At 73.0% G+C, this 24,366-nt stretch carries 27 protein-coding genes; 15 read left to right on the forward strand and 12 right to left on the reverse strand.

The genetic code is table 11. From position 1 onward, the window contains the following. Nucleotides 1–29 precede the first annotated feature (29 nt). From OHA91_RS20925 to OHA91_RS20955, 7 genes are all read left to right on the forward strand, one after another. Nucleotides 30–308: a MoaD/ThiS family protein gene (locus tag OHA91_RS20925; protein ID WP_030854668.1), complete on the forward strand. Its 279-nt coding sequence runs from the start codon at nucleotides 30–32 to the stop codon at nucleotides 306–308. Nucleotides 309–693: 385 nt separating this feature from the next. Then, the gene (locus tag OHA91_RS20930) at nucleotides 694–900 is read left to right on the forward strand and encodes a cold-shock protein (protein ID WP_030009783.1); all 207 of its coding nucleotides are present in this window, start codon (nucleotides 694–696) and stop codon (nucleotides 898–900) included. Nucleotides 901–1,217: 317 nt separating this feature from the next. Continuing rightward, complete coding sequence (groL, locus tag OHA91_RS20935) at nucleotides 1,218–2,837, forward strand: chaperonin GroEL (RefSeq protein ID WP_030823434.1); 1,620 nt, start codon at nucleotides 1,218–1,220, stop codon at nucleotides 2,835–2,837. A gap of 186 nt (nucleotides 2,838–3,023) precedes the next feature. Next, on the forward strand, nucleotides 3,024–3,617 hold the full coding sequence (locus tag OHA91_RS20940; RefSeq protein ID WP_031158164.1) for a hypothetical protein: 594 nt from the start codon (nucleotides 3,024–3,026) through the stop codon (nucleotides 3,615–3,617). A gap of 31 nt (nucleotides 3,618–3,648) precedes the next feature. After that, nucleotides 3,649–4,188: a hypothetical protein gene (locus OHA91_RS20945; protein WP_031158166.1), complete on the forward strand. Its 540-nt coding sequence runs from the start codon at nucleotides 3,649–3,651 to the stop codon at nucleotides 4,186–4,188. Nucleotides 4,189–4,293: 105 nt separating this feature from the next. Continuing rightward, nucleotides 4,294–4,893, forward strand: a complete 600-nt coding sequence (locus tag OHA91_RS20950) for a phosphoribosylanthranilate isomerase (protein ID WP_031158168.1) — start codon at nucleotides 4,294–4,296, stop codon at nucleotides 4,891–4,893. Nucleotides 4,894–5,106: 213 nt separating this feature from the next. Further along, nucleotides 5,107–5,289 (forward strand): hypothetical protein, encoded by a 183-nt coding sequence (locus OHA91_RS20955; protein WP_051893959.1) that lies wholly within the window; start codon nucleotides 5,107–5,109, stop codon nucleotides 5,287–5,289. A gap of 9 nt (nucleotides 5,290–5,298) precedes the next feature. Here the strand turns inward: OHA91_RS20955 and OHA91_RS20960 are convergent, their stop codons facing one another. Both OHA91_RS20960 and OHA91_RS20965 read right to left on the reverse strand, forming a co-directional pair. Then, nucleotides 5,299–6,999, reverse strand: coding sequence for a serine/threonine-protein kinase (locus tag OHA91_RS20960; RefSeq protein ID WP_328739738.1), 1,701 nt, complete (start codon nucleotides 6,997–6,999; stop codon nucleotides 5,299–5,301). Nucleotides 7,000–7,128: 129 nt separating this feature from the next. After that, nucleotides 7,129–7,482 (reverse strand): protease inhibitor I9 family protein, encoded by a 354-nt coding sequence (locus tag OHA91_RS20965; RefSeq protein ID WP_031158174.1) that lies wholly within the window; start codon nucleotides 7,480–7,482, stop codon nucleotides 7,129–7,131. 174 nt (nucleotides 7,483–7,656) lie between these two features. On the opposite strand from OHA91_RS20965, the gene OHA91_RS20970 reads away from it, so the two are divergent. Both OHA91_RS20970 and OHA91_RS20975 read left to right on the forward strand, forming a co-directional pair. After that, a complete protein-coding gene (locus OHA91_RS20970) occupies nucleotides 7,657–7,779 on the forward strand; it encodes a hypothetical protein (protein WP_266502737.1) in 123 nt (40 codons plus the stop codon). Nucleotides 7,780–7,827: 48 nt separating this feature from the next. After that, complete coding sequence (locus OHA91_RS20975; protein WP_328739739.1) at nucleotides 7,828–9,231, forward strand: outer membrane protein assembly factor BamB family protein; 1,404 nt, start codon at nucleotides 7,828–7,830, stop codon at nucleotides 9,229–9,231. Here the strand turns inward: OHA91_RS20975 and OHA91_RS20980 are convergent. Together OHA91_RS20980 and OHA91_RS20985 are read right to left on the reverse strand one after the other, a co-directional pair. Then, a complete protein-coding gene (locus OHA91_RS20980) occupies nucleotides 9,218–9,442 on the reverse strand; it encodes a DUF397 domain-containing protein (protein ID WP_266500177.1) in 225 nt (74 codons plus the stop codon). The two genes, OHA91_RS20975 and OHA91_RS20980, sit on opposite strands and share 14 nt — an antisense overlap. Then, a complete protein-coding gene (locus OHA91_RS20985) occupies nucleotides 9,426–10,262 on the reverse strand; it encodes a helix-turn-helix domain-containing protein (RefSeq protein ID WP_266500178.1) in 837 nt (278 codons plus the stop codon). The genes OHA91_RS20980 and OHA91_RS20985 overlap by 17 nt, the downstream gene beginning before the upstream one ends. A gap of 115 nt (nucleotides 10,263–10,377) precedes the next feature. Between OHA91_RS20985 and OHA91_RS20990 the strand changes: the two genes are divergently transcribed. Beyond that, nucleotides 10,378–10,596 carry a hypothetical protein gene (locus OHA91_RS20990; protein WP_031158180.1) on the forward strand — a complete coding sequence of 73 codons (219 nt, stop codon included), beginning with the start codon at nucleotides 10,378–10,380 and terminating at the stop codon, nucleotides 10,594–10,596. 32 nt (nucleotides 10,597–10,628) lie between these two features. After that, nucleotides 10,629–11,303 carry a hypothetical protein gene (locus OHA91_RS20995; protein ID WP_266500181.1) on the forward strand — a complete coding sequence of 225 codons (675 nt, stop codon included), beginning with the start codon at nucleotides 10,629–10,631 and terminating at the stop codon, nucleotides 11,301–11,303. Nucleotides 11,304–11,622: 319 nt separating this feature from the next. Here OHA91_RS20995 and OHA91_RS21000 read toward each other — a convergent pair whose 3' ends face one another. Genes OHA91_RS21000 through murQ form a run of 4 tightly spaced genes read right to left on the reverse strand, consistent with a single transcriptional unit; the run spans nucleotide 11,623 to nucleotide 15,108 of the window. After that, complete coding sequence (locus OHA91_RS21000; protein ID WP_266500184.1) at nucleotides 11,623–12,201, reverse strand: GNAT family N-acetyltransferase; 579 nt, start codon at nucleotides 12,199–12,201, stop codon at nucleotides 11,623–11,625. Further along, nucleotides 12,198–12,596, reverse strand: a complete 399-nt coding sequence (locus OHA91_RS21005; protein WP_266500186.1) for a hypothetical protein — start codon at nucleotides 12,594–12,596, stop codon at nucleotides 12,198–12,200. The genes OHA91_RS21000 and OHA91_RS21005 overlap by 4 nt, the downstream gene beginning before the upstream one ends. 40 nt (nucleotides 12,597–12,636) lie before the next feature. After that, complete coding sequence (locus OHA91_RS21010; RefSeq protein ID WP_266500188.1) at nucleotides 12,637–14,148, reverse strand: PTS transporter subunit EIIC; 1,512 nt, start codon at nucleotides 14,146–14,148, stop codon at nucleotides 12,637–12,639. A gap of 30 nt (nucleotides 14,149–14,178) precedes the next feature. Next, nucleotides 14,179–15,108, reverse strand: coding sequence for an N-acetylmuramic acid 6-phosphate etherase (gene murQ / locus OHA91_RS21015; RefSeq protein ID WP_031158192.1), 930 nt, complete (start codon nucleotides 15,106–15,108; stop codon nucleotides 14,179–14,181). 370 nt (nucleotides 15,109–15,478) lie between these two features. Between murQ and OHA91_RS21020 the strand changes: the two genes are divergently transcribed. Both OHA91_RS21020 and OHA91_RS21025 read left to right on the forward strand, forming a co-directional pair. Beyond that, entirely contained in the window at nucleotides 15,479–15,853 is a 375-nt protein-coding gene (locus OHA91_RS21020) for a hypothetical protein (protein WP_031158194.1), read from the forward strand. Between the two features lie 7 nt (nucleotides 15,854–15,860). Next, on the forward strand, nucleotides 15,861–16,130 hold the full coding sequence (locus tag OHA91_RS21025; protein ID WP_030387344.1) for a DUF4031 domain-containing protein: 270 nt from the start codon (nucleotides 15,861–15,863) through the stop codon (nucleotides 16,128–16,130). Between the two features lie 131 nt (nucleotides 16,131–16,261). Here OHA91_RS21025 and OHA91_RS21030 read toward each other — a convergent pair whose 3' ends face one another. Then, nucleotides 16,262–17,530 carry a serine hydrolase domain-containing protein gene (locus OHA91_RS21030; protein WP_328739742.1) on the reverse strand — a complete coding sequence of 423 codons (1,269 nt, stop codon included), beginning with the start codon at nucleotides 17,528–17,530 and terminating at the stop codon, nucleotides 16,262–16,264. Between the two features lie 384 nt (nucleotides 17,531–17,914). On the opposite strand from OHA91_RS21030, the gene OHA91_RS21035 reads away from it, so the two are divergent. After that, complete coding sequence (locus tag OHA91_RS21035; RefSeq protein ID WP_328739743.1) at nucleotides 17,915–18,808, forward strand: helix-turn-helix domain-containing protein; 894 nt, start codon at nucleotides 17,915–17,917, stop codon at nucleotides 18,806–18,808. 226 nt (nucleotides 18,809–19,034) lie between these two features. On the opposite strand, the gene OHA91_RS21040 is transcribed toward OHA91_RS21035, so the two are convergent. Together OHA91_RS21040 and OHA91_RS21045 are read right to left on the reverse strand one after the other, a co-directional pair. Continuing rightward, entirely contained in the window at nucleotides 19,035–20,243 is a 1,209-nt protein-coding gene (locus OHA91_RS21040; protein WP_063835677.1) for a Cmx/CmrA family chloramphenicol efflux MFS transporter, read from the reverse strand. Nucleotides 20,244–20,328: 85 nt separating this feature from the next. Beyond that, entirely contained in the window at nucleotides 20,329–21,003 is a 675-nt protein-coding gene (locus OHA91_RS21045) for an HD domain-containing protein (RefSeq protein ID WP_328739744.1), read from the reverse strand. 110 nt (nucleotides 21,004–21,113) lie between these two features. Here OHA91_RS21045 and OHA91_RS21050 point away from each other — a divergent pair, with 110 nt between their 5' ends. Further along, complete coding sequence (locus OHA91_RS21050; RefSeq protein WP_266500199.1) at nucleotides 21,114–21,800, forward strand: copper homeostasis protein CutC; 687 nt, start codon at nucleotides 21,114–21,116, stop codon at nucleotides 21,798–21,800. A 227-nt stretch (nucleotides 21,801–22,027) separates the two neighbouring features. On the opposite strand, the gene OHA91_RS21055 is transcribed toward OHA91_RS21050, so the two are convergent. Further along, nucleotides 22,028–24,001: a HelD family protein gene (locus tag OHA91_RS21055; protein ID WP_381623146.1), complete on the reverse strand. Its 1,974-nt coding sequence runs from the start codon at nucleotides 23,999–24,001 to the stop codon at nucleotides 22,028–22,030. Nucleotides 24,002–24,366: the final 365 nt, after the last annotated feature.

Genomic DNA, 24,366 nt, shown 5'->3' on the forward strand with positions numbered 1-24,366 from the left:
CTCCTCACTCCCGGAAAGGCAGTAGCGCCATGAGCGTCAACGTCCGCATCCCCACCATCCTGCGCACCTACACCGGCGGTCAGGCCGAAGTCCCGGCCGAGGGCGCGACCCTCGCCGAGGTCATCGAGTCCCTGGAGAAGAACCACCCGGGCATCGCCGCGCGCGTCCTGGACGACCAGGGCAAGCTCCGCCGGTTCGTGAACGTCTACGTCAACGACGACGACGTGCGCTTCGAGGGCGGGCTGGCGGCGGTGACGCCGGACGGCGCCGGCGTCTCGATCATCCCGGCCGTCGCGGGCGGCTGCTGACCCTCCCGGTAAACCGAAATTACCCCCTCCGCTAAAAGCGGAGGGGGTAATTCTGCTTGATTGGGCACGGTAGAGTTGGGGAAGTCCCCTCCGCTGGACTTGCCCGCTGCATATGAACGGGTCGCGTGAGGGTCGACATCGGGTCAATGTGCAGGTGCGGTATGGGGCTTTGGCGAAATTTGCCAGGCCCGAGTTGCCCTGGAATATGCCAAATTTTCACTCTATTTCAATGTTTCTCGGTGTCCAGAATTCTCGTCGGATTGACCTGTTGCAGACAGCACTCGCGCAGATACATTCAGCCTCGGTCGACGCGTTCCGACGCAAGTTCTGACCCGGGAACGCGAAGTGCGTTCCCGCGCAAGGGCCAGTAATAGGGGAGTTAGGCATGGCTCAGGGCACCGTCAAGTGGTTCAACGCGGAGAAGGGCTACGGCTTCATCGCGGTCGACGGTGGTGCGGATGTGTTCGTCCACTACAGCGCCATCCAGATGGACGGGTACCGCACCCTTGAAGAGGGTCAGCGGGTCGAGTTCGAGATCTCGCAGGGCCAGAAGGGTCCGCAGGCGGACATGGTCAAGCTCGCGCTCGGCTAGTCCTGGAGCATCGACCACAGACGCTCGGTCTTCCGTCGAAGACCCGGAAGACCTACGAGGGGCCCACATCCCGGACACGGGATGTGGGCCCCTCGCGTGTCACCTGGGCCTTCGTCGAAGCCGCTTGCACTCCAGGGGGTCGAGTGCTAATCATTGGCGTTAGCACTCTCCGAGTGAGAGTGCTACTGAAACGAGGACCGGGTCGGTGAGGCCCGCAGGGTCCGGTGGGAAGGAACCGCCGGGCACGCAGGCCGTCCGTCGCGGGCGCGGGCGCGGTCCTGGGAGCAATCCACCGCTGTCCGGGAGGACCACTTCAGATGGCCAAGATCATTGCGTTCGACGAGGAGGCCCGCCGCGGCCTCGAGCGTGGGATGAACCAGCTCGCCGACGCCGTCAAGGTCACCCTTGGCCCCAAGGGTCGCAACGTCGTCCTTGAGAAGAAGTGGGGCGCCCCCACGATCACCAACGATGGTGTCTCCATCGCCAAGGAGATCGAGCTCGAGGACCCGTACGAGAAGATCGGCGCCGAGCTGGTCAAGGAAGTCGCCAAGAAGACGGACGACGTCGCCGGCGACGGTACGACCACGGCCACCGTCCTGGCCCAGGCGCTCGTCCGCGAGGGCCTGCGCAACGTGGCCGCCGGTGCCAACCCGATGGCCCTCAAGCGTGGTATCGAGAAGGCCGTCGAGGCCGTCTCCGCCGCCCTGCTCGCCCAGGCCAAGGACGTCGAGACCAAGGAGCAGATCGCTTCGACGGCCTCCATCTCCGCCGCCGACACCCAGATCGGCGAGCTCATCGCCGAGGCCATGGACAAGGTCGGCAAGGAAGGCGTCATCACCGTCGAGGAGTCCCAGACCTTCGGTCTGGAGCTGGAGCTCACCGAGGGTATGCGCTTCGACAAGGGCTACATCTCGGCGTACTTCGCCACCGACATGGAGCGCATGGAGTCGTCCCTCGACGACCCGTACATCCTGATCGTCAACTCCAAGATCGGCTCGGTCAAGGACCTGCTGCCGCTCCTGGAGAAGGTCATGCAGTCCGGCAAGCCGCTGCTGATCATCGCCGAGGACGTCGAGGGCGAGGCCCTGTCGACCCTGGTCGTCAACAAGATCCGCGGCACCTTCAAGTCCGTCGCCGTCAAGGCCCCGGGCTTCGGCGACCGCCGCAAGGCCATGCTCGGTGACATCGCCATCCTCACGGGCGGCACGGTCATCTCCGAGGAGGTCGGCCTCAAGCTGGAGAACGCCGGTCTCGACCTGCTCGGCCGCGCCCGCAAGGTCGTCATCACCAAGGACGAGACCACCATCGTCGACGGTGCCGGTGACAGCGACCAGGTCGCCGGTCGCGTGAACCAGATCCGCGCCGAGATCGAGAACTCCGACTCGGACTACGACCGCGAGAAGCTCCAGGAGCGCCTCGCGAAGCTGGCCGGCGGCGTGGCCGTCATCAAGGCCGGTGCCGCGACCGAGGTCGAGCTCAAGGAGCGCAAGCACCGCATCGAGGACGCCGTCCGCAACGCGAAGGCGGCCGTCGAGGAGGGCATCGTCGCCGGTGGCGGCGTGGCCCTGCTGCAGGCCTCCGCGGTCTTCGAGAAGCTGGAGCTCGAGGGTGACGAGGCGACCGGCGCCAACGCCGTGAAGCTCGCCCTGGAGGCCCCGCTCAAGCAGATCGCCGTCAACGGTGGTCTCGAGGGTGGCGTCGTCGTCGAGAAGGTGCGCAACCTTCCGATCGGCCACGGCCTGAACGCCGCGACCGGCGAGTACGTCGACATGATCGCCGAGGGCATCATCGACCCGGCGAAGGTCACGCGCTCCGCGCTGCAGAACGCCGCGTCGATCGCCGCGCTGTTCCTGACCACCGAGGCCGTCATCGCCGACAAGCCGGAGAAGGCTGCGGCCGCTCCGGGCGGCATGCCGGGCGGTGACATGGACTTCTGATCGACCTGTTGGTTGATCGGCTGTTCTCGAACGAGGGCGGCACCCCCCGCGGGGGGTGCCGCCCTCGGGCGTTCCCGGCCGGTGTGGCCCGCTCGATCATGATCGTCCCCGTATTCCTCCGGATGGGCCCGATCGGGCGGTGAAAACCGCTGGCCGGGGTGGGCGGGGGCGTGTGAACGTACGGCCATGGGGAACTCCGTCGCTCATCCCGTGCTGCGCACCGCCGATCCGGCCGAGGCCTATGCAAAGGCGCGACATCTGTGCGGGCTGCTGGCCGAGAGGTACGCGCAGGTGTACGTGGGCGCCGTGGCGCTGACGGTCGCGGACCTGCGTCGGCTGGCGGGGCTGCTGCCGGATGCGATCCACGACTACGTGGAGGGGCGCAGCGATCCGGTGACGGGCGAGACCCTCTACTTCGCTCTGGACGTGGCGACGGCCGCCGACACCGAGCTGACCGCAGAGCTTCCGCTCTATTGCGCCGTGGAGGAGCTGCCGGGCGGGGTCCGCGACGAGGACTTCGTCCGGGCCGTGGGCGCCGGGCCGGCTTCGGTGCGGTGGGAGGGGTGCTGGCCCGACGAGCCCGAGTTCGGCTCGTACCCCTCACCCGGTTACGACGGTGTGCAGCTCGTCCTCAACAGCGACGAAAGCCAATGGTGCCGGCGGACCACCGGGGTCCACTCGCTCTACGTCCACGTGACCAAGCACGGCGACCCCGGCCGGGCCGAGCGGCTCGCCGCCGCGATCGGCGGGGCCGTGCTGGGCGAGCCGGAGCAGGGCTGAGGGCGGGATGGGGAGTTCGCGGGCGTATCCCGTGTACCGGACCGATGACGTCGGTGAGGCGTACCGGCGGGCGCGGATGTTGTGCGGGCGGATGCGGCCGCTCGAACCGGAGATGTGGCTGTGCGCGCGGACCGAGAGCGTCGCCGAGGCCCGGGGAATGGCGGCGCTGCTCCCGGCGGGGATGTTCGATCCGTCGGACTACTGGGCGGCGGCGGACACCTGGTACCTGGGTGCCGAACTGCCGCGCGACGACCGCGAACTGGCGGCGGCGCTGCCGCTGACCGTCGACGCGTACGCGGCTCCCGGGCCGGTGGAGCAGGCGTTCCTGCGGGCGCTGCGCGGCGGGGCGGCCACGATGCTGTGGCGGGGAGCCTGGCCGGACGTGCCCGGCATACCGTCCTCGTCGGCCGACCCGACGAACCAGCGTGTGGAGTTGGACCTCAACGAGGACCATCCCGACGGGCGGCACACCGTCTACGTGCACTTCGCGACCGCCGACGACGCGGGCGCCGCCCATCTCGCGGCCTTCGTCGGCGGGACCGTGCTCGGTCCTGTGCAGGTGGGGCGGTGAGCGACGCCCGGCCGGAGTACGCCGGCATGCGCGCGGGCGGTCGGGCATGCCGGCGGCTCCGGCCCGGCTCCGGCCCGGCCGTCCGGGTCCGCATAGGCTGGACGCATGGCTGACCTCTTCGTCAAGATCTGCGGGCTCAGGACCGCGCCGGACGTCGACGCCGCGGTGGCGGCCGGGGCCGATGCCGTCGGGTTCGTGTTCGCGCCCGGCAGCCCCCGTACGGTCGACGCCGCCACCGCGCGCGAGCTGGCGGCCCGGGTGCCGGACACGGTGCTGACCGTCGGGGTGTTCCGCGGGCAGTCCGTCGAGGAGGTGCGCCGCTTCGCCGAGGAGAGCGGAGTGCGGGGCGTACAGCTGCACGGCGAGGAGGGCCCCGAGGACTTCGCGGCGCTTCGCGCCGAGGGCCGCACCCTGCTGCGGGCCACGGCCCGGCGGGTGGAGCGCTGCGGTGAGTACGGCGAGGACCTGCTGCTGCTCGACGCCCCCGACCCGGGCTCCGGCAAGCCGTGGAACTGGGGCTCGGCGGACTTCACCGCGCCCGACGGCCGGTGGCTGCTGGCCGGCGGGTTGAACCCGGGCAACGTGCGCGAGGCGCTCGCCGCCACCGGGGCGTGGGGCGTGGACGTGTCCAGCGGCGTCGAGCGGGAGCGCGGCGTGAAGTCTCCGGAGCTGATCCGCGCCTTCGTCGAGGCGGCCCGCGGCTGAATCGCGGGGCCCACGCCGACGCCGCGCCGGTGCCGACGCCGATGCCGACGGCCCCGGCACGACTGCCGTGGGCCGCAGTCCGTGGGCCGCGGCAACACGATCGGTGTTGGCACGGCCGTCCACGCCCCGTGACGCGGCGGCGCATGGGATGCGGGGGACGGGGCATCCGGGCGGTGAGGGCGGTTCGTCGTCCAGGAGCAGGAGGTGGAAGCCGTGCGCCGTACGAAGGTGCTGAACTCCTTTCCCGCCGGTGACCCTTACGGCAGTTGGCCCGCCGAGGAGTACGCGGCCAGGTGCCGGGAGCGGGGCCAGCGGGCGACCGTCGTGATGGACCTCGACCGGGACGCCTTCCTCGTCGTGGCCCTCGACGCGGACGCGCCGCAGCGGGCGGCGTGACGCCCTGCGTCAGGAGGCCGCGCGCCAGACCGTCATGTCGGCCCTGATCCAGCTGGGGTCCTTCGACAGGCCCGGGGCCGACTTGATCCCGATGACGAACAGCGCGATGTCCCCCGAGGGGTGTCTGACGCAGACCTCGCTGCCGGCCGCCAGGACATGCAGCGTCAGGTCGTTCTCCCTGGCGAACCTCAGCTCCTCGCGGCACGTTTCGAGGTTGCCGGTGCCCGCCTTCTGCGGCATGGAGAACACGCTCGCGTCGCTCTGCATCGTGCAGCCGCTGGCCAGCCCGCACTTCATGCGGATGTCCCCCGTGCGGTCGCCGTCGTCGTGCTGGACGGGCTCCTTGATGCTGATCGAGTTCTTCTCGTTCAGCTCCAGCCCCGGGTAGGGGACGGGCTTGGGCGGCTGGGACGCGCTCGGCGTCGGAGTGGGCGAGGGGGTGGCTCCGGTCGCCGGCGCCGGGCCGGACGGCTTGGCCGCGGCCGCCGCCTCACGTTCGGCCGCCCGGTCCGTCACGTCCATGAGCTTCCAGCCCAGGCCCCCGAGCGTCAGCGCACCCGTCACCGCCGCCACGGTGGCGACCCGCGCGGTCCGCCGCCGCTTGAGCCCGGCGGCCGCCGCCGCCGCGGCCGATGTCGCCGGCGACGCCGCGGCTCCCGCCGGGGCGGCCGTCACGTGTCCCGCGCCGCCCGGGGCCGCACCGCCCGGGGCCGCACCGCCCGGGGCCGCACCGCTCGGGGCCGCGTCCCCCGAGGCCGCGCCGCCCGAGGTGTCGCTCCCCGACGTCGCGCCTGCCGCGGCGGGCCGTGCGACCGGCTCCGGTACCTCCTCCTCCAGGCCGGCCACCTCCCGCCAGACGGCCGGTCCGCCGCCGGCGGTGGCCTCCTCGCCCAGGTAGGCGCGGCACCACGCCAGGATCTCCGCCGGGGTGGCCCGCTCTGCCGGTTCGGTGGCCAGGCACAGCGCGAACAGCGGACGCAGCGGCTCCGGCAGCCGGGTCAGGTCGGGCTGGGAGTGCACGATCCGGAACAGCACGGTCATGGACGGCCCGTCCCCGTACAGCGGCTTGCCCAGCGCCGCGAACGCCGCGGTCTGCCCGAGCGCGAAGACGTCGGTGGCCGGCGTGGTCTCGCCCGCCAGCCCCTGCTCGGGGGCCATGTACTGGGGCGTGCCGATGGTGTTGCCCGTGGCGGTGGCCGTCAGGCCGGAGGCCTGCGAGATGCCGAAGTCGATGACCCGGGGCCCGTCGGCGGCCAGCAGCACGTTCGACGGCTTCAGGTCCCGGTGCACGATGCCCGCGTCGTGGACGGCCACGAGGGCCTCGGCCACGCCCGCGATCAGCCACACCACCGCGGCGTCGGGCAGCGGCCCGCGCCGGGCGACGGCCTCCGACAGCGAGGGGCCGGGCACGTAGACGGTGGCCAGCCACGGCGGCGTCGCCTGCGCGTCGGCGTCGATCAGCTCGGCCGTGTACGCGCCCCGGACCCGCCGCGCGGCCTCCACCTCCCGGCGGAAGCGCCGCCGGAAGGTCGGGTCCTCGGCCAGCTCGGGATGCACCACCTTGATCGCGACGGGGCGGCCGCCCTGGGTGTGCGACAGGTACACCCGGCCCATGCCTCCCGAGCCCAGCCGCGCGGCGAGGCGGTAGCCGCCCACGGTCTGCGGATCGTCAGCCCGCAGCGGTTGGAACACATCGGTCGCGCTGTTCATCGGTCTCCCCCCGATCCCCCCGTGACCAACCGGTGAGTTGATCCACGTAACCCTAAGCGCCGGGTGAGGACGGAGAGGTGCCGGGGAGCCGGCGCGGCCGGGGCGGGCCGTGCCGGGGAGGCGCTCCGGTCAGTCGGCCGTGCCGAAGGAGGACACGCCGCCGTCCTCCTGTACGGACTCCACGCCGGGGATGACGCGCAGGGCCACGACCTGGCCGGGGCTCAGCCGGGCGGAGAAACCGTGCAGGGCGGTGCGGTAGACGTAGTCCGGGGAGGCCCCGACCATCCGGGCCACCGTCGCCGGATCGACGTCCTTGTGCACGGTGACGATGTAGGGGGCTTCGTCGCCGACGGCCGCACGGGCCACGGGCGAGGCCACGGCGGCGGTGGCCGTGGCCATGGGCAGGGCGGTGACGGCGGCCAGCGCGGCGGCGGCCGCGACCACGGGCAGGGCTCGGCCCGCTCGGCTCAGGAGGATGCGCATGGGGGGAGGCCATCACGCGCCGCGGTGCGGGTCAACGACGTCCGGGGGTGTGGCGGGCGCACGGGCGGCGCACCGGCCGTGCGCCCCCTGGGGTGGCGGCGGACCGTACGGGTGATCCTTCCGGGGCCGACAACGGCCCCCGCTTCGACCAGGAGACCGACTTCTCCCACTGGGGTGAACTCCTCGACCTCTACGCCCCCGGCCAGGACATCCTCTCCGCCCGCCTCGGCGGAGGACGTCATCCAGAACCTCAGCGACAACGGCCCCGACAAGCTGCTGTTCACCAACGGCCTCTGACGGGGCCCCCTTTCGGGGGCGCCGACTAGGCTGTGCCCGAGGGGGATCATGAACAACAGCACGCTCCAGGGCGCGCGGTGGCTGCCGCGCGCCCTGTTCATCTCCGGCACGGCCGTCGCCGCCGTGACCGCCCTGTACCTGTTCCTGCTGAGCCAGTTGGTCTCCGTCGACTGGACCCGCGGCCGGGGCTGGCTGCTCCTGCTCACCCCGGCCCTCGGGGTCCTCGCGTACGTACTGCTGGCGCGCGGGCGCGGCGGTTCCCGGGGCGCGGCGGTCCGCTGCGTGGCGGCGGTCGTCGCGCTGGCCGCGCTGTGGCCGGCGTGGCAGGGGTACGCGTGGATGCGCGGCCCGCAGGCGTACGCATGGACCTGGTGGCAGCGGGAGAACCCGGAATCGGCCCGGCCGATCGGCGCCTGGCAGCTTCCGGGGGCGGGACTCGTACGGGCCCGCACCGACGGGCTGCACCTGTACAACGGTGAGGGCCGCTCGGCCGGAGGGCGGGCCGCCCCCGAGGGCACTGCCTTCTGCGCCCTGAGCCGGACCGTCGCGCACGACGTCGGACTGGTCGCGGCGGCGCGGACCCCTGGCGGGTGCGGCACGCGGGTATCGGCCGTGGACCTGAAGCAGGACGAGGAACTGTGGGCCAAGGACCTCCCGGCTGCCCCGCCCGCCGACGGGGACACACCGGCCGTCGCGGTCGTCGACGACACCGCCGTGGTCGTGTCGGACGGCGCCCTCCTCGGCCTGGACCTGCGGAGCGGCGAGGAACGCTGGCGGGCGCCGGCCCCGGCCGACTGCCGGGTCCGCGCGCTCGACGGCGCGGCCGACCGGGTCCTGTACGTGGAGGACTGCCCGGGCACCGGTACCGGCACCGCGCGGCTGACGTCACTGGACGCGCGGACCGGCATCCCGGCCTGGCAGACCCCGCTGCGGGTCCCTCGCGGTGAGCTGCGGATGCTGTCGGCGCGCCCGATCGCGCTGCGCGCGGGGGACGCGGTGCGGCTCTTCGACGACGCGGGGCGCGAGCGCGGCGCGATACCGGTGGCGGGCCCGAAAGAGGACCTCCTCGCGGAACCGGGCCCGCTGGTCAGCGGTGACCTGCTGGTCCTTCCGGTGAAGGGCAAGGTCCCGGGGATCTCCGCGTACTCCCTGCTGGACGGCCGCCGCGCATGGCACGCCGGGCTCGACGGGGCCACGGTCCTCGGCCTGGCGCAGGGCCGCGCCCCGGGCGGGGTCGACGTGGTGACGTCGACCGCCGCGCGGACGCACCTGTGGCACCTGGACGGCACCACGGGCAGGCCGAAGGCCGAGCCCACGATCCTGCGGGACGTCCCGCTGGGCCGCCGGTTCGAGATCTACCCGACGGGCGTCGAGGGCTACACCTTCGTGAACCTGGACCCGGCGGGCGAACTGCCGTCGTATGTAGCCCTGAAGCGAGTCATAGGCTGGTGACGAACGCCTTCCAGGCGGGCCCGCGGAAGGTCAGGTGTGGCCCGTCCGGCACCTTCGAGTCCCGGACGGGAACCGTGACGCTGGCGCTGGCCCCGCTGTGGGTGGACTTCCGCCAGGTGGCCATCTCCAGGCAGTTGCCACCGTCCCCGGCGCTGTAGCTCGATTTGTGCCAGGTGGCCGCTGCGAGGTCGTACTCAGGCGTGCTCATCATGGTCGTAATCCTCCGCCACGGACTCGATCAGGGCCAGTGATTCCCGAGGTGGTAGCGAGCTGGCCGTCAGCAGATCGTAGGTCAGCGTCCGCTGGTTGACGGTGGCCGGATCGTCCAGCAACAGTCCCGTCTCCAGGCCTTCAACGTAGACCAGAGGCGGAGCGTCATCGAATGACATCAGCCTGAGCGGGCCGCCCAGGACGGGATGTGCCCCGGCGGTGAAGGGGATCACCTGGAGGATTATCCGGTGCGACCGTGCCAGGGCCGCGAGATGACGCAGCGCGTCCGCCATCACCTGTCGGCTGCCAACCTCCCGCCGAAGAACTGCCTCGTCAAGGACGGTCCACAACAGTGGGGTTGTTGGATCCTCCAGTAGGGCGGCGCGAGCCATTCGGTTCGTGACCAGCTCGTCGATGGTCTCCTCCGTGGCCGTCGGCTGGTAAGCGCGGAAGACGGCGCGGGCGTACGGTTCGGTCTGCAGCAGCCCCGGGATGATCAGGGGCGCGTACTCGCGGATGGCTCTCGCCAGAGCCTCCGCTTCTGCCGCGGCGGCGAAGTGGTCGGGGTACTTGGACTTGGCCGCCGCGCCGCAGTTGCGGGCGAAGAAGCCGTTCGCGTCGAGGATGTCGTCGATCTGGCGGGCGAATTCGATGTGCATCCGGCGCGTGCCCGCTTCGAGTTGGCCGATGAACGAACCGCTCACGAAAAGCGGTTCGCCCAACTCGGCCTGGCTCATGCCCGCCCGCTCGCGCGCCACGCGCAGTTCGGCGCCGAGCAGGGCTCGGGGTGAGGAGGAAGGGTCGAGGTTCTTACCTGCCACGGCAACTCCAAGGCCAACAGGTGGGGTTGTTCTCGGTGCTTCCTTGAAAGGCTAGCCAGGCGATCACCACTCTGTGTGCAGAACCCGACCACTCAGAGTAGAAAGGTGACATGTCATGGTGCTCACGCCCACTGAACGGATCCGGGCGGCCGAGGAGGCCGTACGGGAACTGAGGGAAGCCCTCGACGGGGTGGGCGTCGTCTTTCCCTCCCTGGGCGTGGAAGGGGTCTCGGCGGCCGGTACGTACGGGCTGCCGTTGGTCGACCTGGGCCGCTGCAACCTGGACACCGCGCTCCGGCTGGCCGCCGTACTCCACGAGCGGGCCCACCCGTGAGCGAGTGCGAGCGGCCCCGGGTGGAGGCGGCGTTGGAAAGCTTCTTCGAGGTGGCGCAGAGCTGGGAGTTCGAGCTGGCGCTGAGTCTCTGCCTGCTGGAGCGGGAGGTGGTCGGGCCCGGTTGGCGGCGTCCGGGTACGGGTCTGGCGGTGCGGGTGCGCCGCGACGAGCGCAGCGGGCTGTGGGACGCGGTCGGTGACGACGGCAGGGCCCGGTTGCGGGAGACGGCGGAGACGGCGGATGAGGCGACCGCTCTGGTGCAGGAGGCGTTCGGGGTGGAGGGGTGGCGGCCGCAGCCCCCTCCACCGCCGGGCTGGCACCGGTTCACCCTGATCCACAGCCCTGTGGATGGCGGTTCCGGCAGCGGGGATCCGCGTTACGAGGCGGTCAGGGCGCAGCCGCCGCGGGGGTGCGTGCCGGACGATGTCGGAGGGCGTTTCGGGCTCCGGTGCGAGCGGCCCGGCGGCCGGCTGCTCGACGCGGTCGCCGAGACGTGCGCCGAGATCCGCCGCGAACACGGTCTGCTGATGGCCGACCTCGGGGTCGAGAAGGTGGGGGAGTGGTCGGCGGACGGTACGGACGGGTGGGGCGCGGAGATCGTCGGCCAGTTGCTGCTGATGGCGGCGGAGCGGGGGCCGAAGCTCGGCTACTCCGTGGCGGACATGACCCGCTTCCTTCGGACGGCCGCCGGAGCCGGAGGTACCTGAGCCCGGAGTGGCCGCCGTCGCGACCCGGCCGCTCACCGACGTGATCGGCGAGTGGCCGTCCGGCGGCTGATCGGTGTTGCCGACGCGCAGGACCACGTCCGTGGACTTGCCGGAGGTGAACGCCTGGGTTTCGTCCGCCCCGGCATTGATCTTCGTCGGGGTGGGTGCGGGGTCGCCCTTGCGCTTCTTCGCCGCCATGTTCTTGGCCGCGGCGCTGGCGGCCTTGGGGGAATCGAAGGCGAAGAGGGTGAACTCGACCTTTCGGTCGTCGTTGTGTGGGCGCGTTGAAGGTGCAGGGGTGCCGGGCCGTTGAGCCAGGTCAGTCGGTGCGCAGGCGCGCGTGGAGGTGTTCGTCGTGCCAGCCGTCCGCGTGGAGGAGGGCGCCGCGCATGGTGCCTTCCAGGGGGAAGCCGGCCTTCGTCGCGACGGCGCAGGAGGCCGGGTTGGCCACGGAGTGGGTGATGCGTACGCGGTGCAGGCCGAGGTCGTCGAAGGCCCAGCGGGCCAGGCGGTCGGTGGCCTCCACCGTGACGCCGCTGCCGCGCCCGGCGGGGAGCAGCCAGTAGAGGATCTCGCCGCTGCCGCCCGCCAGGTCGATGTCGGCCAGGCCGATCAGACCGACGGCCCGGCCGCCTTCGGGGGCGATCGCCCAGGTCCCGGCCTTCTCCGCCTGCCAGCGGTCGTGCCAGAGGGCGATGCGGGCCTCGGCCCCGGCCAGGTCCAGCCGGCTCGGGCGGTTCCAGTGCCGGATGTCCGGGTCCCCGTGGGCCGCGACGAGCGCGGGGGCGTCGTACGGGGTCCAGGGGCGCACCAGCATCCCGCCGGGGAGGGCGAGTTCCGGCTGGGCGAGTGCGCGCATCCGGCCGGCCGGGACCACGGGAGGTATCGGATCGATCATGGTCCGATCATCCCTGCCGCCTCGCGGAAGCGCAGCAGGACGTACTGGGCGTTGGGGGAGTCCGAGTCGAACAACTGGCGGCCCAGGCCATGCGGAACGGTCGGTCCCCAGAGCCAGGCCTCGTCGCAGCCGTAGCAGAACGCGGCTTCGAAGAGGGGCGGTGCGGCCGGGTCGGCGCCGTACGCGCGGACGCCCCAGCCGGGGGCGAAGCCGCAGAGGTTCGGCTGAGCGGTGGGAAATTTCCCGATCAGGGCCAGAGCGCGGGACGCCTCCGCACCCTCCCAGCGGGCCGTCACCTCGCCGGTCATCGGTTCGCCCCAGCGTTCGGGACCGGCGGAGATACGGACCACGTCGAGGCGGGTGGTGGCGCCGACGGCGGTGGCGGGGAGCTTCACGCGGACAGCCTCGCCCATCGCGCGCCCCGCCCGCCAGCGGCTATGTCAGGGCCGGTTCCTTCGGGGGGCCGGACACCGCGTCCGGGGTGTCCGGGTCGGGGTCGGAGTTGAGATCGGTCAGCATCTGGCTGGTGAAGCCGAAGAAGTAGGTGGCGGCGAAGCCCACGAGGTAGCCGGTCAGCAGGCCGCCCGCGTAGATCGCGACGGTGACGCCCGGGTTCGAGGTGCCGTCCAGCAGGGGGAAGAGGGCCCAGCCGGAGGGGCCGATGGCGGTGGAGCCGAAGGCGATGCCCAACTGGTTGAAGAGGCCGACGAAGGCGCCGCCGGCCGCGCCGCCGACGCAGGCGGTGACGAAGGGGCGGCCGAGCGGCAGGGAGACGCCGTAGATCAGCGGTTCGCCGATGCCGAGGAAGCCCGCTGGGAGGGCCGACTTGATGGTGGCGCGCAGGGAGCCGTTGCGCGGGAGCCGGCAGTGGACGGCGATGGCCGCGCCGACCTGGCCCGCGCCCGCCATGGCGAGGATCGGCAGCAAGGCGGTGTGCCCGGACTGCTCGATGAGCGTGGTGTGGATGGGGATCAGGGCCTGGTGCAGGCCGAGCATCACCAGCGGGAGGAAGAGCCCGCCGAGGACCAGGCCCGCGAAGGCGCCGCCGGTGGAGAGCAGCCCGTCGGCGAAGGCGCCGATGGCGGCGGAGGCCTCACCGGCGAGGAACATCAGGCCGAAGAGGGTGACCAGGCCGGAGATCAGGACCGTGAGGGTGGGGGTGACCAGGACGTCGAGGGCCTCCGGGACCAGGCGCCGGCAGCGCTTCTCGACGTACACGGCGAGGAGGGCGGCGGCGAGCGCGCCCAGGACGCCGCCCTGGCCGGGCCTGAGCTCCGTGCCGAAGGCGGTGATCTTCGCGACGCCGGGGAAGACGATGATCGCGGCGACCGCGCCGCCCAGGATCGGGGTGCCGCCGAACTCCTTCGCGGTGTTGTAGCCCACGAACACCGCGATCAGCGACATGAAGCCGGAGGCGATGGCGGCGAGCGCGGGGACGACGCCGGGCAGCCAACCCAGGTTCATGAGCAGGCCGTTCAGGCCCGCGATGATCCCGCAGCCGATGAGGGCCGGGATCAGCGGCACGAAGATGTTCGCGATCCGGCGCAGCATCAGCTTGAAGGGGGTCGCGTTGCGCGCCTTCTGGGCCTCCTTCAGGGCCGCGCCCTGGGCGGCCAGTCCGTCGGCGGTGACCGCGTGGGGGGCTGCCGCGGCCGGGGGCGCCGCCGAGCGGCCTTCCTCGACCAGTGCCTCGAACTCCGGGGTGACGCGGGCGACCGCGCCCGGGCCCAGCACGATCTGGTAGGTGTCGTCCTCCACCACGCCGAGTACCGCCGGGAGGGCCTTGAGGGCCTCGTCCTGGACGAGCGAGCGGTCGCGCAGCGCGATGCGCAGGCGGGTCATGCAGTGCGCGATCGAGGTGACGTTGTCCGGGCCGCCGACGAGCGGGAGGATAGCGGCGGCTGTGGCGCGGTTCTTGTCGGTGGGCTCGGTGGGCTCAGTGGGCATGTGGTGGTCGCCTTGCCGTAGGGGGTGGGGTCAGCGGGTCCGGGCGTGGGCGAGGGCCGCGCGGAGGTGGCCGCGGGAGGCGGCGAGGAGTTCGGCGGCGGCCGGGCCGTCGACCTCGCCGAGGACGACGAGGATGGCGTTCTTGACCTCGCCGCCGGTGGCGGTGAGCGCGGCCTCGATCTCCTCGTCGGGAGCGCCGGTGGCCAGGGCCACGATGCGGCGGGCGCGGGCGCGCAGCTTCTCGTTGGAGGAGCGCATGTCGACCATGAGGTTCCCGTAGGTCTTGCCCAGGCGGATCATCGTGATCGTCGAGATGAGGTTGAGGACGAGCTTCTGCGCGGTGCCGGCCTTGAGGCGGGTGGAGCCGGTGAGCAGTTCGGGGCCGACGACGACCTCGATGCCGTGGTCGGCCGCGGCGGCGAGCGCGGAGCCGGCGTTGCAGGACAGGCCGACGGTGAGCGCGCCGCGGGCGCGGGCGGACTCGACGGCGCCGATCGCGTACGGGGTGCGGCCGGAGGCGGAGATGCCGATGACGGTGTCGTCCGGGCCGATGCGCAGCGCGGCCAGGTCCTCGGCGGCCAGCTCCTTGGAGTCCTCGGCGCCCTCGACGGCCTTGACCATGGCGGAGGGGCCGCCGGCGATCAGGCCGACGACGTCGGCCGGGTCGGTGTTGAAGGTGGGCGGGCACTCGCTGGCGTCCAGGACGCCCATCCGGCCGGCCGTTCCGGCGCCGGCGTAGACGAGGCGGCCGCCGCGGGCCATGCGGTCGGCGATCGCGTCGATGGCGGCGGCGATCTGCGGCAGCCGGGCGGCGACGGCGGCCGGGACGGTGGCGTCCTCGGCGTTCATGGTGCGGGCGATGTCGAGGGTGGACAGCCGGTCGATCTCGGCGAGTTCGGGACGGAAGGCCTCGGTGGTCAGCGTCTCCAGCTGGGCGCGGAGTTCGGCGTACGCGGTCATGACGGGAGCCTCCGGCGGTTCGGCGATTGGGTGGTTCGGGCGGTGGGGAGGGCTTTGTGCGGTCGGGGCGCCGTGCCGGTCGCCCCGGGCGGCGGGTGGCGGGTGGGCGGGGCTCCACGTGCCCGGGCCGGTCGTCGCGCGCCGCACGGGCCGGAAGGGACGGCACGGGCGCAGGGCGCGGCGGCCGGGGAGGCGAGCGGGGCGGACTGCGATGCGTTCGGCCGGGTCACCGGCCGACCGGGCGGAGGTCTCTCTCGGCTCCCTCGTCACGCTCGAAAGCTATTTTCAGGCGGGGTGGCGGTCAATCCGCCATTGGGCCCACGACGGGCGGGCCTTCTTCACCGGCACCCGGCAGGTCCACAATGGCCCCATGGACCATACGACCCCCCTGGAACAGGCGCTGCACGTCGCCCGCGCACTCGTGCTCGCCGATCTCGCCGCAGGTGAGGTCGCCGATGCCGATGTCGTCTCCCTCGTCGAGGACTCGGTCACGCACCGCCGGTGGTGGGTGGAGCAGTGGCCGGAGGGGGCCGACTACCTGCCGGGGCTCGTTGCCCAGGACGTACAGGACTCGCTGCTGGAGAAGTACGGGCGCTGGCCGCTGTGCCCGGTATGCACCCACGGCGATCCGCACGCGCTGGACGTGGAGCCGGAGCTGGGACCCGACCCGCACTGGGTGTGCTCGGAGGCGGGCGTGAGAGTGGCCGCGGTCGGCGGCCTGGGTCCCGTCCTCGGTCTCAGGTGAGCCGCCGATGACCGTCTACATCGACCCGCCGACCTGGCCGGGCCACGGCCGCATGTGGTCCCACCTGGTCAGCGACGTCTCGTACGAGGAACTGCACGCCTTCGCGGCGGGCATCGGCTGTCCGCCGCGGGCCTTCGAGCGGGACCACTACGACGTGCCCTCGTACCGCTATGCCGACGCGGTCGGCGCGGGCGCGGTCGAGATCGGCAGCAAGGAACTGGTCCGCCGCCTCACCGCGGCCGGCCTGCGCCGCCCGAAGGGCCGCCCGGCGGCCTAGGCAGCGGCAGCGCGGTGTGCGGTGCGCGACGGGCGGAGCCTGTTGTCGCTCATGCGGTGAGTCCAGGAATCCGCAGGTCAGCGGCGACAGGGCCGAAGGCCGGACCGAACGGCCCGACTGGCGGGAGGCTCCTAGCTGCTCGGGGCGGGCTTGGGGGCCGGGGTCGACGGTGTGGACGGCGTGGACGGCGTGGACGGCGTGGACGGCTGCGGGACCGGGTTGGGCTGGGCCGCCGCCGGAAGCTCCCATACGTGCTCCGGGGTCACGATCTCGGTGACCGCGTTGGCGATGAGGCTGCTCAGGCTGCCGAACTTCCCGTCGACGTCGGAGTTCACGACGATCACCATGGTGGCCCGGTCCTGCGGGAGCCGGACGGCGATGGTCTCGTAGCCGGGCAGCTCGCCGTTGTGGCCGATCCAGCCGGCGATGTCGGCGATGCCGAGCCCGTAGCGCACCCCGGGGTGCCCGGTGGGCAGCATGCGCAGCCGCTGCGCCTGGGTGCCGGGCTCCAGCATGCGGTCGCCGTCGGGCAGCCGTCCGCTGACCAGGGTCGGGACCCAGGAGTGCAGGTCGTCGATGGTGGAGATCATCGCGCCGGCCGCCCAGCCCCAGGACGGGTTCCACTGGGACGCGTCGACGGTCGTGCCGTCCGGGGTGAAGTTCGTGTAGCCGTGCACGTACGGGCTGGTGATCTCCGCGCCGGTCGGCAGAGAGGTCGAGTCCAGGTCGGCCGGTTCGAAGACCTCCTGCTCCAGATAGGTGTGCAGGGGCTGACCGGTGACCTTCTCGACGAGCAGGCCGAGCAGGACGGTGTTGGTGTTCGAGTACTCCCAGCGCGCGCCCGGCGGGAAGTCGGCGGGGTGCCGGAAGGCGATGTCCAGCAGCTGCTGCGGGGTCCAGGAGCGGTACGGGTCGGCCTTGAGGGCGGCCATCCAGCGCGGGTCCTCGGTGTAGTTGTAGAGGCCGCTGCGCATCTCGGCGAGCTGGCGGACGGTGATCTGCCCGCCGCCGGGCACCCCGTCGAGGTAGGTCGAGATCGGCGCGTCGAGCCGTACCTCGCCGTCGTCGACGAGCTGGAGGACGCCGGTGATCGCGAAGGTCTTGGTGACGCTGCCGATGCGGGTGTGCATGTCGGTCTTGATGGGGACGCCGGTGGCCTTGTCGGAGGTGCCGAAGGCGCGCACGTAGGCGTCGTCGCCGTCGATCCACAGGCCGACTCCCACCCCGGGGATGTCGGCCTCGCGCATGGCCGCGGTGATCGCGTCGTCGAGCTTCTCGGCGATCACCGGGTCGATGCCGACCCGGCCGGGCGGGGCGGCGGCGGGAGCCTGGCCCGCGCACAGTGCGGTCAGCAGCAGGGAGGCGGCGGCCAGGACGGTGGGCGTGCGGTACCGGCCCATGGAGGATCCCCTCTGAAGGCACGTCCCCGAGCGGTGTGCGGTCCCCGAGCCGACCTTCCCATCGTAGGAACCGGGGTCCGCGGCGGCGACCGGGACCGGAGTCCGTGCGGTGGGACGCCGGTGGCGGGGACGGTCCCGGCACTCAAGACACGAGTGGAAAGGACCCCCACCAAGCCCCACCAAGCCCCACCGGGCCCCACCCGTCCCGCCCGTGGCGCACGCTCACTCGCTTGAGTGAAAAAGACCAACTTGGCTGGCTTCGGGGCGGGTTGCCTGATCTACGCTCGGCGCGACAGAGCAGATCACCCCTGACATGCGTCGGCCCCCGCCGGGAGTGCGAATCCCGGTGCGGGGGCCTGACCACCGAGGAAGTCGGCCTTCCCGATGGATACCCAGAACACTAGCGCGCGCCCGCACGCCCGGTCCCGTAACGGCGGGGAAAACCACCCTTCCCGGGGCACCCGCGCGAACACCCGATCCGGCGGCGTCATCCACGACAACTCCCGCCACACCAGCCGCTTCACGGTGATCGGCAACCACCTCGCCCAGCACGCCGAGCTGTCGCTGCTGGCCATCGGCCTGGCGGTGCACATCCAGTCCCTGCCCGGCGGTGCGCTCATCGACATCAGGACCCTTGCGAGCCGGTTCCCCGAGGGGAAGACGCGGATCGCCGCGGCCCTGCGCGAACTGGAGACCCACGGCTATCTGCGCCGCACCTGCGAGCGCACCAGAAGCGGCCGCGTCGTCACCCGCACGGTCTCGTGCAACCAGCCGGGCCGGTCCGGCGCCACGGGCGGGGCGGAGGCGAAGCCGCGGGCCCGGCGCCCCGCCCGCCGGGAGGGCGAGCCGCCGCGCCGCGCCCTGCCCGCCGTGCCGCAGCCCGCGTACCCGGCCCCCGACCTGCTGGGGTCCGCCGTCGAGGTCCTCGCCGGCCTCCGCCGCGGGGATCCCCGCCTGCTGCTCTCCGCCACGGAGGTCGAGCACCTCGCCCCCGGAGTCGCGGCCTGGCTGGAGCGCGACCTGCCGCCGAGCGCCGTGCACCACGCCCTGACGACCGGCCTGCCGTCGGAGCCGTTGCACCGCCCGGCCGCGCTCCTGGCCCACCGCCTCGCCGCCCAGCTCCCACCGGTGCCGCCGTTCAGCGCCCCGGCAGCGGCGGACGCCGTCAGACACCCGCTCCGGAACTGCGAGGTCTGCGACCGCGCCTTCCGTGGGGCCGCCCCCGGCAGCTGCCGCGGCTGCCTGACCGAACCGCCCGGGACCCGCCCCTCCGGCTGAACCACCGCCGAATGGGATGCTCGTCCGGTCCGCTTCGGGCCTCCGCAGTGGCCCCTGCTCACCCCGTGCCCGCTGGTGGCGGGGCCGCAGCACCCTGGAGGAAGCCCGAGGCGGTTCGTGAGCGGATCACCGGCTGCGGTGACGCCGAGGCCCTGGGGCGCCGGCTCCGGCGTGCCGTCACCGCGCCCTCCGCCGACGAGGTCTTCGGGGACGGGTAGCGGCGTCGTCAGGCGCGGGTGGGCACCGGGGCGGCGGTGCTGCCGGTGACGATGCGGGTCGTGCGCGGCGGCGTGCGGCGGTCCAGGCGCAGGGCGAGGACGGTGAGGGCGATCGCGGTGACCGTCATGGCGGCGCCCGCCCAGGCGGTCGCGGAGAAGCCCAGGCCGGCGTCGATGACGGTGCCGCCCAGCCAGGGGCCGCCGGTGTTGCCGAGGTTGAAGGCGGCCGTGGTGGTGGCCCCGGCCAGGGTCGGGGCGGCGCCGGCCACGTTGAACATGCGGGCGTTGAGCGCCGGGGCGGTGAAGAAGGCCGAGACGCCGAGCAGGAAGGACAGCGCGATCGCGGCGACCGCGGCCGAGGCCAGCAGGGCGAGCACGGCCAGGAAGACGGTGGAGGCGGCGATGCCCCAGATCATCACGCCGAACAGGTGCGCGTCGGCGACCCGGCCGCCGATGGTGGTACCGACCAGCGCGCCGATCCCGAAGAGGCCGAGGATCCACGGCACCCACTTCGACTCCAGCCCGGCCACGTCCGTGAGCAGCGGCGACAGGTAGCTGAAGGCGCAGAAGACGCCGCCCGCGGCCAGCGCGGTGATGCCGATGGCGAGCCACACCTGGCGGTCGCCGTAGATGCGCAGCTCGCGGCGGAGCGTCGGCCGCTCGGCGGGCAGCGGGATCCTGGGGATCAGCGCCAGGATGCCGACGAGGGCGACCGCGGAGGCCGCGCCGACCGACCAGAACGCGGAGCGCCAGCCCAGGTGCTCGCCGAGGAACGCGCCGGCCGGGACGCCGAGGACGTTCGCGATGGACAGGCCGCCGATCATCACGGCCATCGCGCGGGCCCGCTGGTCCTTGTCGACCATGGCGATGGCGACGGCCGCGCCGACGGCCCAGAAACCGGCGCAGGCGAGGGCCGCGACCACGCGGGAGGCGAAGAGGAGCTCGTAGGAGGGGGCCAGCGCGCCCGCGACCTGCCCGAGGCCGAAGAGGCTGATCAGGGCGATGAGGGTGGTGCGGCGGGGCAGGCGCAGGGTGGCCACGGCCAGCAGGGGTGCGCCGACGACCATGCCGATCGCGAAGGCGGATATGAGCAGGCCCGCCTGCGGGATGCTGACGCCCATGTCGTCGGCGATCGGCGGCAGCAGCCCGGAGAGCATGAATTCGCTGGTGCCGAGTGCGAAGACGGACAGTCCGAGGACGTAGACGGCGACGGGCATGCGGGGGCGTACGGCATCTGCGGGCATGACTGTCACCAACCCGTGTGAACGCGATCAAATTCCCCCGGTGCGTGGGTCGTCTGTGTCAGTGGTGTGAATCCCCGGACGTCAGCGCGGCCAGCTCGGAGGCGAGGTTCGCGCGGGCCGGGGCCTCCCAGTGCGCCGTGCCGTGGGGCGTGCGGAAGAGCCGGGGCAGGCCGAGGAGCTGGCGCAGCACGGCGGCGCGGCCGGTGCGGAAGGCGTCCTCGGGGACGAAGCCGTACTCGTCGCGGACGGCGGCGGCGTAGGCGGCGTACGCCTGCGGGGTGCCGGCCAGGACGGCAAGGTCGGCGTCGCAGAGCACCTCGCCGTCGGTGTCGCCGGGGGCGGGGTCGTGGGTGACGGTGAGCCGGACCAGGCGGGCCACCTCGGCGGTGCGCGCGGCGTCGATGCCCAGCTCGGGGAGGGCGCGCTCGGCCAGGGCGGCGCTGCGCTCCTCGTTCTCGGAGCGGTCGGGGCGGTAGACGGCGTCGTGGAACCAGGCGGCGAGCCGGACGGCGGCGGGGTCGGCGGCGTACGGCGCCAGTACGTCGATCCGTGCGAGTACGTCGGCCAGGTGCGCGGTGGTGTGGTAGCGGCGCTGCGGCTCCGCCCAGGCGGCGAGGAGGCGGTCGGCGTAGGGCGCGGGATCGCGGTCGGCGGGGGCGCCGGCCTCGGCGACGGTGGCCTGCCAGCGGGCGCGGAGGTCCGTGGTGTCGGTGCTCGGGATGCCTATGTCCATGCGCACATTGTGGGGGTGGCGTGATGGTGCTGGTGGAGCGCGGCCGGAGGCCCGTACCCTGGATATTGGACTAGACCTATTGTGAGCGTTCTTCCGAAGGATGGGATCGAATGAGCAACCGTGCGCTCCTGGAGGTGATCGCCCTCGACGTGGAGGACGCGGTCGCGGCCCAGGCAGGTGGGGCGGACCGCCTCGAGCTGGTCACCGACATGGCCGCCGACGGCCTCACCCCGGCGCGCGAGGTGTTCGCGGCGATCCGGGCGGCGGTGGACATCCCGCTGCGCGTCATGATCCGCAAGGCGGACGGCTTCGCCGCGGGCGACGTCTCCGTCCTGGCGGCGACGGCGCGGGAGCTGCGGGCTGAGGGGGCACGGGAGTTCGTCCTCGGCTTCCTGAACGCGGACGGCAGCCCCGACCTGGCGGCAGTCGAGGCGGTCGTCGCGGAGCTGGACGGCTGCGCGTGGACCTTCCACCGGGCGATCGACCGCGCGGCGGACCGGGACCAGCTGCGCAAGGCGCTGGCCGACCTGCCCGGCCTGGACACCTACCTGACGGCGGGCTCGGCGGCCGGGGTCGACGAGGGGCTGGCGGTGCTGCTGGCGGAGGCGGTGCGGGGCGGCGAGCCGGGGTACGGGCCGCGGATCCTCGTCGGTGGCGGGCTCACCCTCGCGCACGTGCCGGTGTTGCGGGCGGGCGGGATCGACGCCTTCCACATCGGCGGTGCGGCGCGCCCTGCGGGCTGGCACCACCCCGTCTCGGCGGCGGCCGTCGCCGAGTGGCGGGCCGTACTCGACTGACCGGCGGCCGCCACGGTGCCGGGGGCGCTGCCCCCGGCACCCCGCGCCTCGATCGCCGCGAGGCTGAAATCGCGCTCCGCGGCCGGGAGAACCAGCCCCGCCCGGGGGCGCCTCCCCGCGGTGGCCGGGGAAGTTCGAGGCGCGGGGTCCGGGGCGGAGCCCCGGGGAACGGCGGCAAGGGCCGGGCGGTCAGGCAAGGGCCGGGCGGTCAGGCAAGGGCCGGGCGGTCAGGCCAGGGCCGGCGGGAGGGGGGCCGCGTGGAGCGCCGTCAGGCCCGAGACGGCTCGGGTGAGGCAGACGTACAGGCGGCGCAGGCCGGTCCGCTCGTCCGGTTCGCCGTCGACGATCGCCGCGGGCTCGTCGAGGACCACGTAGTCGTACTCCAGGCCCTTCGCCAGCGAGGCCGGGACGAGGGTCAGGCGGGACTCCGCCGTCGTCTCCTCGCCGGGGGACAGGTACGGCAGGCCCGCCGCCAGCAGGGCCTCGGCCAGGGCGGGGATCCGGGCGTCCGCCGCGATCAGGCCGATCGAGCCCTCGTGGGTGAGGGACTCGCGGCAGGCCTCCAGCACCGCTGCGTCGAGATCCGTGACCTCGGCGATCCGCAGGGAACCCGGCGTCTCGCGGACCGAGGAGACCGGGGCCAGGCCGGGGGAGATCGACGGCAGCAGGCGGGAGGCGTAGGCGATCACCTCGCGCGGTACGCGGAAGCCCGCCGTCAGCTCCTCCAGCACCGCCTGCGGCTTGCCCAGGTGCGCCAGGGCCTCGTCCCAGCTGCGCGTGGCCCACGGCGTGGTGCCCTGCGCGAGGTCGCCCAGGACCGTCGCCGAGCCGGTCGTGCAGCGGCGTCCCACGGCCCGGTACTGCATGGGGGAGAGGTCCTGCGCCTCGTCGAGGACGACGTGGCCGAGCGAGTGGGTGCGTTCCACCAGGTCGGACGCCTCGTCGATGAGGACCAGGTCCGCCGCCGACCACTTCGCCGACTTCACGCTCCGGAACGGCTTGGGCCACAGCAGGAGCTTCTGCTCGTCCGCCGTCAGGACGTCCTGCGCGTGCTCGGCGAGGAAGTCCGGGTCGGAGAGCAGCCGCAGGACCAGCTTCGCCGGTTCGACGAGCGGCCAGACCTCCTTGACCGCGGCCTTCACGGCCGCGTTGCGGGCCACCGCGTCCTGGACGCGGTCGTCCGGGGCCTCGCCCGCCTGCTCCATGCGGACCAGGACGGCGTGCGCGATGCGCTGGGGGAGGGCCTCGCGGGCGGCTCCGTAGCGGATGTCGCGGTTCTGCAGTTCCTCGACCATCTCCTCCAGCTCGTACGCCGGCACGCGCCAGCGGCGTGAGCCGCGGACCACCATCAGGGGCTCCGTGGGGCGGCCGACGTGCGAGCGGACTGCGCGGCGCAGCACCTCCGCCATGCGGGCGTCGCCCTTGACGACGGCGGTCTCGGCGGGGTCGGTGCCGCGCACCTCCAGGCCCTCGCGGGCGACCAGGTCGTCGACGGTGGCCTGCTTGACCTCCAGCTCGCCCAGGGCGGGGAGGACCTGCTCGATGTAGTGGAGGAAGGAGCGGTTCGGCCCGATGACGAGGGTGCCGGTGCGGGCGAGGCGCTCGCGGTGCGCGTACAGCAGGTACGCCACCCGGTGCAGGCCGACGGCCGTCTTCCCGGTGCCGGGGCCTCCCTGCACGCAGACGGAGCCGGACAGGCCGGAGCGGACGATTTCGTCCTGCTCCGGCTGGATCGTGGCCACGATGTCCCGCATGGGGCCGACGCGCGGGCGCTCGATCTCCTGCTGGAGCAGCTTGCTGACGGCGGCCGCCTCGGCCGGGTCGGACAGGTGCTCGTCCTCGTACGCGGTGAGCTCGCCGCCGGTGTAGCCGAAGCGGCGGCGCAGTGCGATGTCCTGCGGGTCCTTCTTGGACGCCCGGTAGAACGGCTGGGAGACGGGCGCGCGCCAGTCGATGACCATCGGGTCGCCGTCGGCGTCGTGGACGTGGCGGCGGCCGATGTAGAACTGTTCGCCCTCCGCGCCTTCGGCGAGGTCGGCGCCGGGGGCGTGGAGGTAGTCGAGGCGCCCGAAGAAGAGCGGTGTGTGGGCGAGGTCGGCGAGGGCCTTGATGCGCTCGTCGATCTGGGCCTGGAGCACGATCGCGTTGACCCAGTTCGCGGTGACGTCTCGGATGTCGAGGGCCTCGACGTCCTCGCGCATGGCGCGCAGGGCGGAGCGCGAGGCGGCGAGGTGGGCCCGTTCGCGGCCCAGCGGGTCGGCGGGCGCGGTCGCGTCGTCGGGGGTGGTCTCGGGGGCGTGCGCGGGCACGGGAATGCCTCCAGCTGCTGGTACGGAACAGAAGCCCCCGGTTTCCGGCCGGCGGGCGGCTCTCCCCGATGAGGCGGTGGGAGGCGGCAAGAGCGGAGATTCTAGCCAGCGCGGCGCGCCCGCGCGAACGAATTCACCGGGCCGGAAATCCGCCGGGCCCGGGACCTCCGTACGGGTGTCGTACCCGGGAGTGTCAGACCTTGGGGAGGGTCGCCTGGGGGCGGCATGCGACGGGAGGAGGAGGCCGGGGGCCGTGG

Origin of the sequence: Streptomyces erythrochromogenes, assembly GCF_036170895.1 — a bacterium.
GTDB lineage: Bacteria > Actinomycetota > Actinomycetes > Streptomycetales > Streptomycetaceae > Streptomyces > Streptomyces erythrochromogenes.

Coding starts and splice junctions, on each gene's coding strand:
- OHA91_RS20960 (WP_328739738.1), bottom strand. CDS start 6,999: ATGAACAGCGCGACCGATGTGTTCCAACCGCTGCGGGCTGACGATCCG.
- OHA91_RS20980 (WP_266500177.1), bottom strand. CDS start 9,442: ATGATGAGCACGCCTGAGTACGACCTCGCAGCGGCCACCTGGCACAAA.
- OHA91_RS21035 (WP_328739743.1), top strand. CDS start 17,915: ATGGATACCCAGAACACTAGCGCGCGCCCGCACGCCCGGTCCCGTAAC.
- OHA91_RS20965 (WP_031158174.1), bottom strand. CDS start 7,482: ATGCGCATCCTCCTGAGCCGAGCGGGCCGAGCCCTGCCCGTGGTCGCG.
- OHA91_RS20940 (WP_031158164.1), top strand. CDS start 3,024: ATGGGGAACTCCGTCGCTCATCCCGTGCTGCGCACCGCCGATCCGGCC.
- murQ (WP_031158192.1), bottom strand. CDS start 15,108: ATGACCGCGTACGCCGAACTCCGCGCCCAGCTGGAGACGCTGACCACC.
- OHA91_RS21045 (WP_328739744.1), bottom strand. CDS start 21,003: ATGGACATAGGCATCCCGAGCACCGACACCACGGACCTCCGCGCCCGC.
- OHA91_RS20925 (WP_030854668.1), top strand. CDS start 30: ATGAGCGTCAACGTCCGCATCCCCACCATCCTGCGCACCTACACCGGC.
- OHA91_RS21010 (WP_266500188.1), bottom strand. CDS start 14,148: ATGCCCACTGAGCCCACCGAGCCCACCGACAAGAACCGCGCCACAGCC.
- OHA91_RS21020 (WP_031158194.1), top strand. CDS start 15,479: ATGGACCATACGACCCCCCTGGAACAGGCGCTGCACGTCGCCCGCGCA.
- OHA91_RS20930 (WP_030009783.1), top strand. CDS start 694: ATGGCTCAGGGCACCGTCAAGTGGTTCAACGCGGAGAAGGGCTACGGC.
- OHA91_RS21055 (WP_381623146.1), bottom strand. CDS start 24,001: ATGCGCGAGGACGTCGAGGCCCTCGACATCCGAGACGTCACCGCGAAC.
- OHA91_RS21040 (WP_063835677.1), bottom strand. CDS start 20,243: ATGCCCGTCGCCGTCTACGTCCTCGGACTGTCCGTCTTCGCACTCGGC.
- groL (WP_030823434.1), top strand. CDS start 1,218: ATGGCCAAGATCATTGCGTTCGACGAGGAGGCCCGCCGCGGCCTCGAG.
- OHA91_RS20975 (WP_328739739.1), top strand. CDS start 7,828: ATGAACAACAGCACGCTCCAGGGCGCGCGGTGGCTGCCGCGCGCCCTG.
- OHA91_RS20990 (WP_031158180.1), top strand. CDS start 10,378: ATGGTGCTCACGCCCACTGAACGGATCCGGGCGGCCGAGGAGGCCGTA.
- OHA91_RS21050 (WP_266500199.1), top strand. CDS start 21,114: ATGAGCAACCGTGCGCTCCTGGAGGTGATCGCCCTCGACGTGGAGGAC.
- OHA91_RS21030 (WP_328739742.1), bottom strand. CDS start 17,530: ATGGGCCGGTACCGCACGCCCACCGTCCTGGCCGCCGCCTCCCTGCTG.
- OHA91_RS20950 (WP_031158168.1), top strand. CDS start 4,294: ATGGCTGACCTCTTCGTCAAGATCTGCGGGCTCAGGACCGCGCCGGAC.
- OHA91_RS21000 (WP_266500184.1), bottom strand. CDS start 12,201: ATGATCGATCCGATACCTCCCGTGGTCCCGGCCGGCCGGATGCGCGCA.
- OHA91_RS21025 (WP_030387344.1), top strand. CDS start 15,861: ATGACCGTCTACATCGACCCGCCGACCTGGCCGGGCCACGGCCGCATG.